The sequence below is a fragment of the Trinickia sp. genome, assembly GCF_051954495.1.
Taxonomy (GTDB): Bacteria; Pseudomonadota; Gammaproteobacteria; order Burkholderiales; family Burkholderiaceae; genus Trinickia.
In genome coordinates this window covers 1-13,472 of sequence record NZ_JBQCHR010000129.1, presented here as the reverse complement: position 1 = coordinate 13,472, position 13,472 = coordinate 1, and the positions used below count along the sequence as shown (strand labels likewise).

17 protein-coding genes are annotated in these 13,472 nt (G+C 63.7%); 7 read left to right on the top strand and 10 right to left on the bottom strand.

All coding sequences use genetic code 11. From position 1 onward, the window contains the following. The first annotated feature begins 16 nt into the window (after positions 1-16). The 4 genes from minC (at position 17) to ACTHNR_RS18075 (ending at position 2,442) form a co-directional block, all read left to right on the top strand. Positions 17-784, top strand: coding sequence for a septum site-determining protein MinC (gene minC / locus ACTHNR_RS18090; RefSeq protein ID WP_440549037.1), 768 nt, complete (start codon positions 17-19; stop codon positions 782-784). Between the two features lie 71 nt (positions 785-855). Further along, the gene (gene minD / locus ACTHNR_RS18085) at positions 856-1,671 is read left to right on the top strand and encodes a septum site-determining protein MinD (RefSeq protein WP_440549036.1); all 816 of its coding nucleotides are present in this window, start codon (positions 856-858) and stop codon (positions 1,669-1,671) included. 14 nt (positions 1,672-1,685) lie between these two features. Further along, positions 1,686-1,940, top strand: a complete 255-nt coding sequence (gene minE / locus ACTHNR_RS18080) for a cell division topological specificity factor MinE (RefSeq protein ID WP_102608594.1) — start codon at positions 1,686-1,688, stop codon at positions 1,938-1,940. Between the two features lie 184 nt (positions 1,941-2,124). Next, positions 2,125-2,442 (top strand): YXWGXW repeat-containing protein, encoded by a 318-nt coding sequence (locus ACTHNR_RS18075; RefSeq protein ID WP_440549035.1) that lies wholly within the window; start codon positions 2,125-2,127, stop codon positions 2,440-2,442. A gap of 44 nt (positions 2,443-2,486) precedes the next feature. Here ACTHNR_RS18075 and ACTHNR_RS18070 read toward each other — a convergent pair whose 3' ends face one another. After that, positions 2,487-3,902 (bottom strand): chloride channel protein, encoded by a 1,416-nt coding sequence (locus ACTHNR_RS18070; protein WP_440549034.1) that lies wholly within the window; start codon positions 3,900-3,902, stop codon positions 2,487-2,489. Between the two features lie 316 nt (positions 3,903-4,218). Between ACTHNR_RS18070 and ACTHNR_RS18065 the strand changes: the two genes are divergently transcribed. Next, entirely contained in the window at positions 4,219-4,368 is a 150-nt protein-coding gene (locus ACTHNR_RS18065; protein WP_440549033.1) for a hypothetical protein, read from the top strand. Between the two features lie 33 nt (positions 4,369-4,401). Here the strand turns inward: ACTHNR_RS18065 and ACTHNR_RS18060 are convergent, their stop codons facing one another. Next, positions 4,402-4,581 carry a hypothetical protein gene (locus ACTHNR_RS18060; protein WP_440549032.1) on the bottom strand — a complete coding sequence of 60 codons (180 nt, stop codon included), beginning with the start codon at positions 4,579-4,581 and terminating at the stop codon, positions 4,402-4,404. A 256-nt stretch (positions 4,582-4,837) separates the two neighbouring features. Here ACTHNR_RS18060 and ACTHNR_RS18055 point away from each other — a divergent pair, with 256 nt between their 5' ends. Further along, a complete protein-coding gene (locus ACTHNR_RS18055) occupies positions 4,838-5,986 on the top strand; it encodes an OpgC domain-containing protein (protein WP_440549031.1) in 1,149 nt (382 codons plus the stop codon). Between the two features lie 10 nt (positions 5,987-5,996). Here ACTHNR_RS18055 and ACTHNR_RS18050 read toward each other — a convergent pair whose 3' ends face one another. The 8 genes from ACTHNR_RS18050 to ACTHNR_RS18015 all read right to left on the bottom strand — a co-directional run bounded on the left by ACTHNR_RS18050 (position 5,997) and on the right by ACTHNR_RS18015 (position 12,815). Continuing rightward, positions 5,997-7,313, bottom strand: a complete 1,317-nt coding sequence (locus tag ACTHNR_RS18050) for an MFS transporter (RefSeq protein ID WP_440549030.1) — start codon at positions 7,311-7,313, stop codon at positions 5,997-5,999. Between the two features lie 222 nt (positions 7,314-7,535). Then, on the bottom strand, positions 7,536-8,045 hold the full coding sequence (locus ACTHNR_RS18045; protein ID WP_440549029.1) for a TonB family protein: 510 nt from the start codon (positions 8,043-8,045) through the stop codon (positions 7,536-7,538). Positions 8,046-8,259: 214 nt separating this feature from the next. Continuing rightward, a complete protein-coding gene (locus ACTHNR_RS18040; RefSeq protein WP_440549028.1) occupies positions 8,260-8,847 on the bottom strand; it encodes a C39 family peptidase in 588 nt (195 codons plus the stop codon). 12 nt (positions 8,848-8,859) lie between these two features. Further along, on the bottom strand, positions 8,860-9,630 hold the full coding sequence (locus ACTHNR_RS18035) for a hypothetical protein (protein WP_440549027.1): 771 nt from the start codon (positions 9,628-9,630) through the stop codon (positions 8,860-8,862). 95 nt (positions 9,631-9,725) lie between these two features. Next, positions 9,726-10,112, bottom strand: a complete 387-nt coding sequence (locus ACTHNR_RS18030) for a hypothetical protein (protein ID WP_440549026.1) — start codon at positions 10,110-10,112, stop codon at positions 9,726-9,728. 215 nt (positions 10,113-10,327) lie between these two features. After that, complete coding sequence (locus tag ACTHNR_RS18025) at positions 10,328-10,993, bottom strand: UdgX family uracil-DNA binding protein (RefSeq protein WP_440549025.1); 666 nt, start codon at positions 10,991-10,993, stop codon at positions 10,328-10,330. Between the two features lie 130 nt (positions 10,994-11,123). Further along, on the bottom strand, positions 11,124-12,173 hold the full coding sequence (locus ACTHNR_RS18020) for a hypothetical protein (RefSeq protein ID WP_440549024.1): 1,050 nt from the start codon (positions 12,171-12,173) through the stop codon (positions 11,124-11,126). 267 nt (positions 12,174-12,440) lie between these two features. Further along, positions 12,441-12,815: a hypothetical protein gene (locus ACTHNR_RS18015; protein ID WP_440549023.1), complete on the bottom strand. Its 375-nt coding sequence runs from the start codon at positions 12,813-12,815 to the stop codon at positions 12,441-12,443. 187 nt (positions 12,816-13,002) lie between these two features. Here ACTHNR_RS18015 and ACTHNR_RS18010 point away from each other — a divergent pair, with 187 nt between their 5' ends. Beyond that, positions 13,003-13,224, top strand: a complete 222-nt coding sequence (locus tag ACTHNR_RS18010; protein WP_440549022.1) for an HVO_A0114 family putative DNA-binding protein — start codon at positions 13,003-13,005, stop codon at positions 13,222-13,224. Positions 13,225-13,472 lie beyond the last annotated feature (248 nt).

The following is a 13,472-nucleotide window of genomic DNA, read 5'->3' as shown; positions in this document are numbered from 1 at the left end:
TTTGCTGCAACGCCCCATGTCGCTGAACAAAACGCCATTCTTCGAACTTCGCAGCGGCTCCGTCGACGCGCTCCAATTCGTCGTCAAAACCACTGACCTCGACGCGCTCAAGAGCGAGCTCACGCGTCGCTTCGAGGCGACGCCAGAGTTCTTTTCGGGCGAAGTGGTGACGATCGACGTGCGCCGTCTGGGCGAGAACGAACGCGCGTCGATCGCCGACATCGCGCAACTGCTCGATGCCGTGCGCATGCGCCCGATCGGGGTCGTCGCGGCGCAAGCGCAGCGCGAATGGGCCGCCGACGGCGGGTTGCCGCTCGTCGAAGCACGCGACCGGCGCGCAGCGGCCGGCGGCAAGACCGATGCGGTGCAGCCGGCGGAGCAGACGCCGCCCGAGCAACCGGCCGGCGCCGGAGCGAATTCAGTCGCGGCAGCGGTCGTCCCCGCGCCCGCGCAGACGCTCGTCATCGACAAGCCGCTGCGCTCGGGGCAGCAGGTTTATGCGAAAGGCGATCTCGTCGTGCTCGGGCTAGTGAGCTACGGCGCCGAGGTCATCGCCGAAGGCAACATTCATATCTATGCGCCGCTGCGCGGTCGGGCGCTCGCGGGGGTGCACGGCAATCACGGCGCGCGGATCTTCTGCACGTGCCTGGAGCCGGAACTGATTTCGATCGCCGGCATCTATCGCACGACGGAGAATCCGTTGCCGGCCGACGTGATCGGCAAGTCGGTGCAAATTCGCCTCGCCGACGAAAAATTGATGATCGAGCCGCTGCGGCTCACGTAAGCCGAATAGGCCGAATAGGCCGAGCGCGCCGGACTGAACTGACGGAATTGACGAACACAGGGTAAGGGGAAATGGCAAAAATCGTTGTGGTGACTTCGGGCAAGGGCGGCGTGGGCAAAACGACCACGAGCGCGAGCTTCGCGTCGGGTCTCGCGCTGCGAGGCAACAAAACGGTCGTGATCGACTTCGATGTCGGGCTGCGCAACCTCGATCTCATCATGGGCTGCGAGCGCCGCGTCGTGTACGACTTCATCAACGTGATCCAGGGCGAAGCGAACCTGAATCAGGCGCTCATCAAGGACAAGAAGTGCGAAAACCTGTTCATCCTGCCGGCCTCGCAAACGCGCGATAAGGATGCGCTCACGCTCGAAGGCGTCGAGAAGGTGATGAACGATCTCGCCGGCATGGGTTTCGATTACATCGTCTGCGATTCGCCGGCCGGCATCGAATCGGGCGCGCTGCTCGCGATGCATTTCGCCGACGAGGCGCTCGTCGTGACGAATCCGGAAGTGTCGTCGGTACGCGATTCCGACCGCATCCTCGGCATTCTTTCGTCGAAGACCAAGCGCGCGATCGAGGGCAAGGATCCCATCAAGGAGCACCTGCTCATTACGCGCTACAACCCGAAGCGCGTCAGCGAAGGCGAAATGCTCTCGCTATCGGACATCCAAGAAATCCTGCGTATCGATCTGATCGGCGTCGTGCCCGAGTCGGAGGCCGTGCTGCACGCATCGAACCAGGGGCTGCCCGCCGTGCACATGGACGGCACCGATGTGGCCGAAGCGTACAAGGACGTGGTCGCGCGCTTTTTGGGCGAGGACAAGGAACTGCGTTTCACCGATTACCAGAAGCCGGGCCTGTTGCAGCGCCTCTTCGGCACCCGCTAAGGAGGACGCACGCTATGTCGATTTTGTCGTTCTTGCTCGGCGAGAAGAAGAAGTCTGCGGCGGTGGCGAAGGAACGCCTGCAGCTCATCATCGCGCACGAGCGAGCGGGCGGCCATCCGCCCGCCGATTACCTGCCCGCGTTGCAACGCGAGCTCGTCGCCGTGATCTCGAAGTACGTCAAGATCTCCGACGACGATATTCGCGTCAGCCTCGAGCGGCAGGACGATCTCGAGGTGCTCGAGGTCAAGATCGAAATCCCTCAGGCTTAGCAGGCGCTGCGCCCATCGTTGATGCACATCCTTCTAGCCCGCCACTTCCGCGCGGGCTAGAAAATATTCGGTTGCACTTTCGGCCCCTCGGTAATGCGGCCGTTGTCGTCGCAATCGCGACCTGGCGCATTATTGGAAGTAACGTCATGACGCGACGTTACTCACCAAGAATCGCGAGGTCATCATGAAAACAACCACCCGTTTACTGCTCGCTCAGCTCGCGCTGACCTGCGCCGGCACGTTTGCCGTCAGCGCGTCGGCATCCGCCGCCGAGGTCGTCCTCGTCGCGCCGAGCGCACCGCCCCCCATCCGTTACGAGGCTGTCCCCGCGCCGCGCACGGGCTATGTCTGGGATCGCGGCCATTGGCGCTGGGATCGCGGCCGCTACGTCTGGGTACCCGGTCACTGGCAGCGCGTCCGCGTCGGTTACGCTTGGCGCCCCGGCCACTGGGCGCGGCGCGGGCCGAATTGGGTCTGGGTGCCGGGGCACTGGGCGCGCTGAGCCGAACTCATGCCGGCTAACGCCCGCGCCTTCGGCTGTGGCGATCAATCGCGCGGCGCATCCGGTTGCGCCGCGCGCTCGCCTTCTTCGTCGTTTTCGTCTTCGAACAACGGCTCGAGCGTCTTCGGCGATTCCGGCTGCACGGGCGCAGGCTGTGCGGCAGGCGGCGTCATATAGCGAAGGGCGAGCGCCTCGTAAAGCGGCGGCGCGAACAGCCGCGCGACGCGGCTCGAAATCAGCGCGGTCGCCATGAGCGAGATCACGAGCGCATGCCCGTTGATCATTTCCATGACGAGCACGAACGACGTGATCGGCGACTGCGTCACCGCCGCCAGATAGCCGACCATCGCGAGCGCGATGAGCATCGGCAACTGCATGCTGCTGAAAACCGTATGCAGCACATTGCCGAAACCCGCGCCGATAGACAGCGACGGCGCGAAGATCCCGCCTGGGATGCCCGGCAGATACGAGCCCACCATCGACGCCATTTTCAGCAATGGGTAGAACAACGACAATTGCTCGCGGCCGTCGAGCAGCCCGCGGGCTTCGGCGTAGCCGCTGCCGAACGTCGTTCCGCCCGAAACGAGACCGACGACCGCTATCGCGAGGCCGCAAAGCGCGCCGAATAACACGGGGCGTTCGCGGTGCATTTGCACGAGCGGCGCCGGCAACCAGCGCGACGTGTGCAGCAGCAGCCAGCCGAAGATGCCGCCCGCGATGCCGGTCACGACGGCCGTGAGCACCACGGCGACGGCCAGCAGGTCGGGGAAGTGCGCACCGATCTCGATCGTGCCGAAGTAGGTGTAGTTGCCATTCAGCCCGAGCGCGATCACGCCCGCGATGATGATGGCCGTGATCAGCACGCCGCTCGCGCGTGCTTCGAAGCTGCGCGTCAGTTCCTCGATGGCGAAGACGATGCCCGCGAGCGGCGTATTGAAGGCCGCCGATAGTCCCGCGGCCGCCCCGGCCAAAACCAGCTGGCGCTCGATCAGCGCATTCGAACGCGGATAAAGCCGCCGCAGGTTGTACATGAGGGCGGCGCCGACCTGGACGGTCGGCCCTTCGCGGCCGATCGTGAAGCCGCCCAGGATAGCGAGCAGGGAAACGAGAATTTTCCCGCCGAGCAGTTTCAGGGAAAGGGTGCGCGGCCCTAGCGTGGCGGTGCCTTCGTGCAGGGCGGCGATGACCTGAGGAATACCGCTGCCCTCGGCGCCGCGGAAGAACTGCCGCGTGAGCCAGACGCATGCGGCGGAGATTGCCGGCGTAACGATCAGCGGCAGCCATGCATGGCCTTGCTGCATGACGCGAAACTGGTCGTAACCCCAGTCGATCAGCTTGGCGTAGAACACGGCCACGAGGCCGACGGCAATCGCGCCTAGCCAAAAAACGCCATAGCGGCGCCAAATCTGGCGGGCGCGTCGGACGACGCCGGCAGGTTGGAAAAGCGTAGTCCGGACCATGGTTCTCGGTGGCTAAAGCGACGATTATAAGTGCGCAATGGCCGTGCCCCAAAATGCCGACGATCCGTCGCCTCGTGGAACCCCATGCCGAGCGATGCAATTGGATTACGACTCTGTTAAATCTGTCGCCGCGTATTGCGCGTCGACCGGCAGGCAGTCCGCCCGGCGCGGGACCGGCCGAGCGAATGGCTCGACGTTGTAATAACGGCCGTCCGATGCTTACAAATTGCAACGATGGGCATGCCTGCCGTGCTGTTCAATCGCAATCGTTCGACCTGCTGTCGAACCTATGAACAGCGACGCTAGGAGATACAAAATGAAACGCTCGACCGGTTTATTGATTGCAGGTACGTTGATCGCGTTGCTGCTCGGTGGCTGCGTGATCGCGCCCGCGCCCGGCTACTACGGATATTACGGCGGTGGCTATTACCACCACCATCACGACGGCTATTACTACGAACGTTGACCGTCGGCGACGGCGCGGTCGCGCCGCATGGGTTCAGGCCAGCAGCGCTTCGACGGCGAGGACCGCGCCGAACGCCGCGGCGTTCGCCAAGACGGCTTCGAGAACGATGGCGGCCCAGGTTTTGGGGCGAAAGCGTACAGCAAGCAGCAGCCCGATGAGCAGGGCCAGCGCAAGAATGGCCACGATATCGGCGTTCTCGATGCGGATGTTCATCGCCGTTTTCCCCTTGAGATGATGTGCACAAAATGTCTTCGATGTGTGCATCTAGGGGCAGTATAAGCGTGCGGTTTTCGGGGGCAAGTCCGTGAAAGCCCCCATGTGTCCGCAGTTCAGGGTGGCCCGCCACGCCGCAGCATGCGACTAAAAGTTTTCGGAGCGAGGAATTTTTCGCCGTCCGGGTGAACCAATCGGCGGGGCTGACCAAAGATACCGCCGTGTGCGTCAGCCGTGGAGAAAGGAGGTGCTTCCGATGGTTTCGTCCAAGGGACGATCGGTCGAAGTCGATTTGCTGCGCGGCATCGTGCTGCTCGTCATCGCCATCGATCATATTCCCGTAAGCGTGCTCGCTCACGCGATGCTGCACAACTACGCGTACTGCGACGCGGCCGAGGTATTCGTTTTCCTGGGCGGCTATGCATCGGCGGCGGGCTACGCCGGTATCGCGGCTCGACAAGGCGAGCCGGCAGCACGGCTGCGTTTTCTCAAGCGCACGTGGGAAATCTATCGCGCCTATCTCCTCACGGCCGCGCTGATGCTCGGCTGCGGCGCCGTTCTCGCTTCGTTGCCCGTCGTCTCGCCGCTTGCGGCCGATTCGGGATGGGCCGCGTTCGTCCACCGGCCGATGAAAGGTATCGTCGACATCGCTTTATTGCGTCGCCAGCCGTTTTTATCGGCCGTACTGCCGATGTACCTGATCTATGCACTGAGCGTTCCGCTCGCGGTGCCGCTTGCTCGTCGCATGCCCGTGGCGTTGTTTGCGCTCAGCTTGGCCATCTGGCTCGGAGCGCCGTGGTTCGCGGCGAGCCTGCCGGGCGTGGCCGATTGGCCGTTCAATCCGTTCGCCTGGCAGTTGTTGTTCATGCTCGGCGTACTGTGCCGTCTCCATCCGGTACCGCTGCAAATGCAGACGTCGAACATCGGCCATGCATTGACGGGCGCGGCCTTCGCGGTGGCGCTCGCGTTTACGTTCGTGAAGGTGTGTATCGATACGCATCCGACGCCCGGCTTCATGAAGCAGAACCTCGCGAGCGTGCGCGTCGTCAGCTTTTTCGCGCTGGCTTGGCTGTGTGCGCAGGCGGCGCGCGTGGGATGGTTGAAAACGCTGGCCGAACGCTTGCCTGCTGTCGTAACCGTGGGCAGGCAAGGGCTCGTTTGTTTCGTCGGCGGCACGGTCGTGTCGATTGCAATCGATACGGGCGTTCGCCTCGTTCACGCCGAAACGAACGTCTTCGTCAGACTCCTCGGCGACATCGTCGCCGTGTCGGCCCTGCTGCTGCTTGCGCGTGTGGCTGTGGCATGGAAGGCCCCGCGGGCCATGGCGCCAGGCTCCGTCGGCGCGGCGCGGCTCGCCCGCGCGACGTCGGACGTGAGGGCGCCGCGCGAGCGCCGCGGGCCGTGATCGATCGCGCTCAGGCGAGCGGAACGTCTCGCGTTTCGCGCATGGCGAGCACGGCGATCAGGCTTACGGCGGCCGCCGCCGACACGTAGCCGCCGACCCATGCCAGGCCGCCTTGCGTGGCGAGCATTTGGGCGATGTAGGGTGCGACCGAGGCGCCGAGAATGCCGCCCAGGTTGTAGGCCACACCCGCCCCGGTGTAGCGCACCGCGGTGGGAAACAGTTCGGGCAGCAGTGCGCCCATCGGTGCGAACGTGATGCCCATCAGGAATAGCTCGAGCGTCAAGAAAAGCGTGACGAGCGCGGGCGAACCGCTGCCGACGAGCGGCGCCATCGTGAAGCCCGATGCGATGGCCGCAACGATGCCGACCATCAGCACGGGCCTGCGGCCGAAGCGATCGCTGGCCCACGCGGCGAGCGGCGTGGCGAGCGCCATGAACAGCACCGCGAAACAGAGCATGCCGAGGAAGCTTTGGCGCGAGAAATGCAGCGTCGACACACCGTACGACAGCGTGAACACTGTCGAAATGTAGAACAGCGTGTAGCAGACGACCATGGCGCACGCGCCCGCGATCGTTGCGCGGCTGTGGTGCGCGATCAACGAAACGAGCGGGACGCGCACGCGCTCGGCGCGTTCGATGGCGGCGCGGAACGCCGGCGTTTCCGCGATCTTGAGGCGCACGTATAGCCCAAGCGCGACGAGCACGGCGCTGGCGACGAACGGTACGCGCCATCCCCAGGAGCGGAACTGTTCATCCGAAAGCGTGAGCGCCAACGTGAAGAAGAGGCCGTTGGACGCCAAGAAGCCCACCGACGGGCCGAGCTGCGGAAACATGCCGAACCACCCGCGGCGGCCAGCCGGCGCATTCTCGGTCGCGAGCAGGGCGGCGCCGCCCCATTCGCCGCCGAGGCCGATGCCTTGGCCGAAGCGCAAGATGCAGAGCAGCACGGGGGCCAGCGAACCGATGGCGTCATAGCCGGGCAAGAAGCCGATCAGCGTCGTCGAGAGTCCCATGACGAGCAGCGAGGCAACGAGCGTTGACTTACGACCGATGCGATCGCCGAAGTGACCGAACAGGAACGAGCCGATCGGGCGGGCGACGAAGGCGATGCCGAACGTGACGAACGCGGAGAGCGCCTGCGCCATCGCCGAACCGTGCGGAAAGAACACGGGACCGATGACGAGCGCGGCGGCGGTGGCGTAGACGTAGAAATCGTAGAACTCGATCGCCGTGCCGATGAAGCTGGCGAAGACGATGCGCGATCGACTCGAAGCGGTAGCCGCGTCGGGCGTGGATGTCATAGAAGGCGATGACGGCGAAACGGACATAACGGGTCTCCGGATGGTGGTCGCTGCGCGCTCGCGCGGGGAGCGCTGGCAGGCCCGTGATTAAGCAGAGGTGCGTAGGGAGTGGATGAAGCTCGAGTTCGCGGCGCGGGGCCGGATAGGCGCCGCGCCGCGAACATGGGCCGGAGAGCCGGCGGCGCGGTGGGAAAAATTATAGCGAGCGTGCGCGGCGCACGCCAACGAGCAGCGCCGCGCGGAGGCGCCTCAATCGAATGTGAGCGCTTGCGGCGCGGCGAGCTCCCGCATCTGGAACCTGCCGTCGTCGTTGAACAGCCAGTCTTCCATGATTTCGACCTGGCCGAGCCGGTTGAGCAACTTGGCCGGCGGCGCGGGCAACGGCGCGGCGCGGCGCAATGAGGCGAGCGCGGTCGCCTCGGCCTCGTCGTCGCCGTTGGTCCTGTAGACGGACGAGCGCACGAGTTCGCCGTTGCGGTTGACGGTGAAGGCGACGACGACGAGCGAGCGCAGCATCGCTTGCGGCGCACGATGCGCGACGTAGGAGGGGTTGCGCTCTGCGATGCGTTGAGCGATCGCTTGCCGATATTGGTCGAGCGTGACGCTGTTGACTGCGGCGGGCGGCGGAAGCGCGGCCGCGGGGGGGCGCGAGGGCGGCGTAATCGTGCACGCCGATGCGACGAGCAATGCACCGAATGCGGCGAGGCGCGCAAGCGAGCGGGCGCGCAGTGCGGGACAGCACGCGAGATAGCGTTCCATGGCGGTGTTGACGACGTTGTGCTTTGCGCGCTAGGTCGAGCGCGAGGCGATATGCATTCCAGCGTAGTCAATGGCGCGTGCCGGTGCATCCCGATTTGCCTTGCGATCGTACGTCGGCACACAGCACGGACTTTCGGAGGCAATTAGGCAAAGGCATGTCTGCATGCGTTGCAGAAATCGGCAGCGGCAAGAGCGGCGGATTCCGGATTGCCGATCAGTAGACGACGAGCGATTCGGCCCACGAGTGCGTGCCCATGTTGCCGGAACCGTAGCGCATCCATTGGTAGTCGCCGTACCCTTCGCCTTCTCCGGGCCAGGGATTCATGAAGAAGAGCGTGTCGTACCGATCGTCGTAGCCGTGCACGACGATGAAGTGGCCGCCGCCGCCCCACCACGTCCAGAGAATGACCACGGGGTCGCCGCGATCAACGGCCGCTACGACGCTGCCGAAAGACAGCGGGACGCTGTAGTACCGCGAGTCGTGGCGTCCCAGCGACCAAAGGATCCCGCTGATGCCGGTGGTGCCGGCGATCGTGTTCGGCGAATTGGCTGGGTCGTTCCAGTCGAACGGCGCACTCCGGCAGGCATACCGGACCGAACCTACCCAATTCGCGATGCCGCACTGCGTGCTCGCCACGCCGCGGTAAGCGAGGATCGCCTTCGAGGCCGCTGCCCAGCACCACTCGCTATGCGTTTGCGTCACCAGCGGCAGGTCGATTTGCCGTCCACCAGCCGTAACGAGGATGGGGGACGCCGCAAGCGTCACGGAAGAAACGATTCGGGCGCAGGTCTTGATGTTCACGGTGAACGCTCCTCAATGTGCAAACTTGGGATCGCTCAGACCGCGCTCTACGCTTGGCCGCAGCAGGTCGCCGAGCGCGGTATCCGATAGGGTCGATTCGGGCGTTGCTGCCTGGGTGCGTGCGCGGGCGAGCAGCGCTCTCGCGCTGGAGAGTGGCACGTAGACGGGTTCGCTCGCCGGCGTGGCCGCGTTCGCCGCCGACACTTGAATGAAATCGGCGACGGCTTGCGGACTACGGACGAAACGCAACTGCGCCTGTGGGCTTTGCCGAGCATACCGGCCAGCGACCGATTCGACTTCGTTCGCCAGCTCGCTCGCGCCGGCCTCGACCATCGACCATTTGCCGTTCATTCGCGCAACGGTAATGAGTCCGACGCCTCTGCCGTTCGCCATGACCACGAACCGCCACACGCCGCTGCCGTAGAGCGCTTGCGCGAGTCGCTTGCCCGATACCAGGGCATGAGGATCGACGAGAAAGGTTTCGAATCCGTCGCCGATCGTCGCATCGCGTAGCGTGCGGTAGTCGTCGACATCGAAAATTCGGCGCGCTCGGCTAGGCGGTGCAACGGCGGGTAAATGCACCGCTAACGACGCCAAGCCGTCCACCGCCGCTTGACGCTGCGGGGTATCCATTGCCGGTGACAGCGCCCCCGGCGCGGCGGCGGCGCTGGTCGGCTGCGTGGTGGCTGCCACGGCTGCGCGAGCCACCACGCATACGAACGTGAAGCACCCATCGGCCGCGAGCGAAGTGAGCAGCACGGCCGCCAAACGGCGAATTCGCATAATGCCTCCGTCTCGGGCAACGACGCCTTATGCGATAAGCGAAAGCAAGCGTTTTGCCTAACCGTGCGGAGCCTATGCCGAATGTGCGAGATGCGTCAGGAATCGGTGAAGGTCATATCCATCGACCACTGCGTTTGATTCGCGACGGAATACTGCACGGCAGGTGTACGAATAGTATGTTCATCGGTCACGTCCATCAAGCCTGATTCGGAGTGATGTCCGATCGTTGTTTGATAGGCGCCTGCGCGCCCGTAGTTGAAGTCTTTTCCATCCGCGAAAATGACCCCCATGAGTTGCTCCTCGGGCTCGGTATCGGCGCCAAGGCGAATGCTGACCTCGGCCCGCGAACCGGGCGAGAAGCAGCGTGTGCCGTGGGTGGCGCGCCCGTCGATGAGCAGGGCTTGATCATCCCAGTTTGGGTCGCCTGCAATGCAGAGCTTTTGGGTAGCGTGATTGATCACGCGCACGACGGGATCGGTCATGACGTTCTTCTCCTTGGAGGCGACCGCCGCGCTGCGTGATAGGGCGATCGATCGATGCCCTCATGCCGGTCGCGGAAATAAGCGCGGAAGAGGATGGTCGCCTGTTAAACGCGTGGGCGGACGAAATGCGATGTGAATTCGGACTGCTTCGCCCCCTCGCAGGGGACTGCCAAACGATCGCGGGAACAGTAATGCGAAATACGTCGCAGCCCTTGTCAGTCCGGTTCGCTCGGACTCGGTGCATGCGCGATTCGCTTGGCGTGAGCCAGGGTGCGCACGATGTCGGCATAGGCGCGATCGCGCGTGTCGGAATCGGGGGCGCGCAACGCATAGGACGGGTGCCAGGTGGCGAGCACGGTACGTCCGTCGAGGCGGGTGCGTTTGCCGAGATGATCCTGCAGCCTCGCGCGGGAATCTTCGAGCAGCGCCTTGAGCGCGGTCGAGCCGAGCGCGACGATTACCGCGGGAGCGACCGCGGTTAGCTCGCGGTCGAGCCAGTAGCGACAGGCATCGACCTCCCGCTGCGCCGGAGTCTTGTGCATGCGGCGCTTACCACGCGGTTCCCATTTGAAGTGCTTAACGGCATTGGTGACGAACACGGCGCCACGAGCGACGCCGGCTTCGCGCAGAGCATCGTCGAGCAGACGACCGGCGGGGCCGACGAACGGCTCGCCGGCGCGATCTTCGCTATCGCCCGGCTGCTCGCCTACCAGCATGATGGGTGCGTGCGCGGGCCCGGCGCCGGGCACGCCTTGCGTCGCATCGTGCCATAGCGGGCAGCGACGGCATTCGTCGAGCGTGTGCGGATGCTGATCGAGATCGAACTCGGGAGCGGCGCGCGCCGCCGGTGCGCGGCGGGAAGGAGGCGTCATGGCTTGCATGTCGGACCGCCGGACGTCCGACGGCCTAATCGCTCGAAAAGGGGGCTACGCTGCTCGCAGCAACCCCCGTGCCGAGTGGCCGATTCCCGTTTGATGCGCCGCGTGGACACCTGCGGCGCGAGCCGTTCCTTTAGAACGTGACCGCTGCCTTCAGGCTCGCAACGGCCGCCGCGTTCAGACGGATCTGAACCTGCTGCGAGTAGTTGACCGTGTTGCCCCCACCCGAGGCGACCCAGTACGCAGTGCCTCCGGCGACCGTGCCCGCCTTGATGAGACTACCGGTGTACACGTTTCCATTGAGCTCGTAATACGTCCGGTACTCGGTGGTCGTCAGATTCGGCCGAGCCGCCGTGGCGACATAGGTCTTCACGCCGTTGATCGTCGACACCGTACCGTTGCCGAGCGTGTAGGTCGTGCCGTCCGAACTCGACGTGATACCCCCGGCGGTCATCAACGCCGAGATCGTCGTACCCGTCGCAACCGGATTCGGCGCGTTGCCGGTCGTGGCGCCGGTGTAGTCGACAACCGTATAAGTGTCGGCTGCCTGCGTGGCCGTATATTGCAGATAGGCAGCGCCGGACGTCCAGTTTGCTGAAGAGCTCAGGAGCGCCGGATTGAAGTAGAGCAAGCTGAGCCAATGTTGAAGCTCGGTCGGTGCGGATTTCACGAGGCCGCTCAAGGGCACGATTGAAAGATTGCTGCGCAATTTGCTTTCGACGACCGTGCTTCCATCCGCGGAGAGCAAGTCGACTTTAATCGCGGTGCCTTGATAGCTCACGTTATTGAGCGACAGCGAGCCGACGACGATCGCGCCGTTAATCAAATATCGCCCGGGTATCGAAGTCGAGGGAACGGCCAAGGTATTGGCAAGCGAAGTGGGCGTCGTCGCGTTGAATGCTTGCGTGCCGGCGGTCAAGGGGGACGCGGCGACCGAAGCGTGCACCTCAGTGAGGTATGAGCCCGCGGAGGGTGTTCCGGAAATCGGCAGCGACCAACTTACCTGGTATGCCTGATTGGACCCGAGCGTGAATTGCTCGAACGTTTGCTGGTCCGCGCTAAGCGTGGGTTGGCTGCTTTGGGCGGTGGCGGTCGTGCTGCTGCTTCCGCCTCCGCCGCAAGCCGCCAACAACGCGGACAACCCTAACCCCATCGATAAAACAACGTGTTTGTAGTTTCTCATTTGATTGTAATCTATTTGTTATAAAACGAATGGATATCGTAAGCTTAAGCCGAAACCTCGATCTTGGCCCCGATCGGATAGTTATGGCGAACGAGAATCTACAAAAAAAATGCTGTTGCGGGAAGTAAAAACGCGAGTTGAATTGACGGCGCCCTATTTTTTTCTAAGAAAAAACGTTTGCGCGGAAAGCGTCGTTGAAGAAACGAGCGATCGACTGTGTGACTGGTCGGTTGAGGTATCCGCTTTAGACAGCGGTTCGCGCTTGCGCTAGAAGATTTCGGGTGGCCTGCGATCGACGAGTTCGCGCGGCATCGTCTCAGGTAGCGTGAATTCGACATGCGGCAACGCTTCAATCAAGCCCTCGAACTTTGCGTCGTCTTCGCTCGTGAACAACCCGTCGAGGTAGTCGAACGTCAGGACAGCGGCGAGCGCGCCAAGGGCGGCTTGCGGATCGCGCTGCGGGCCGGAATCGACGGCGTCGACGTCTAGCGTGATCTGGCATGCGCCATCGGGCAGGCAAGCGAGTTCGCCGATGTCGATGATTTTACCGGCCGGGTTTTGCGCGAGTACGCGCGAATCGGCAGCGAACAACCTGAAGGGCCGGTCGAATTGCGGCAGGGAAGTGTCTTTGGTGGTGCCCATCGTCGTTCCTCCGGAAAGCGGCGGGATCGTGCGATGAGGGGAGTTCGAGCGCGATCCGCTTGGGAGGAGGGGCGCAACGTTTGTGCCGGGCGCGAGTATCGGCTAGGTGGGGCAGGTGTGCGTCCGACGATTCGTCGTAGTGCACGCGTTGCGTGACAATTGCGATATCGCAACAACGGAGTGTGAAATGAGCAAGTTGACCGCGCACGCGGGTAGCGCCCGGGACGTTGGGCGGCGTTTCTCAGCGGCTTTCGAGCGGGCGATGGCCGGCGAGAATTTCGAAGAACGGCACGTAACGTTTCTTTCGTTGGAAGAGATGATGACGGCACTGACGCCGAAGCGATTGGAGTTGCTTCGCCACCTGCACCGGACAGGTGCGGATAGCGTCAAAGCAGAGGTTTCCCTGTAGCTGAGGCCCCACTGACCAACAGAAAAAGTGATGTTTTTGGGGTTTCGCGCCGACCGTTGCCGGATTCGATTCCCCCGGCCTTCGCCCAGGCCAATCCCGCGCGTGCTCAATGAGTAGAGCGCGCTCGAACTGTGATACGGCGGCGAGCACAGTGATGTGCAGCTTGCCGGACGCACTCGACAAATCCACGCCTTCGTCGGCGTGAATCGCTTGATGGGTTCTTTGGTGGGCGGAAATGGAATACGGGC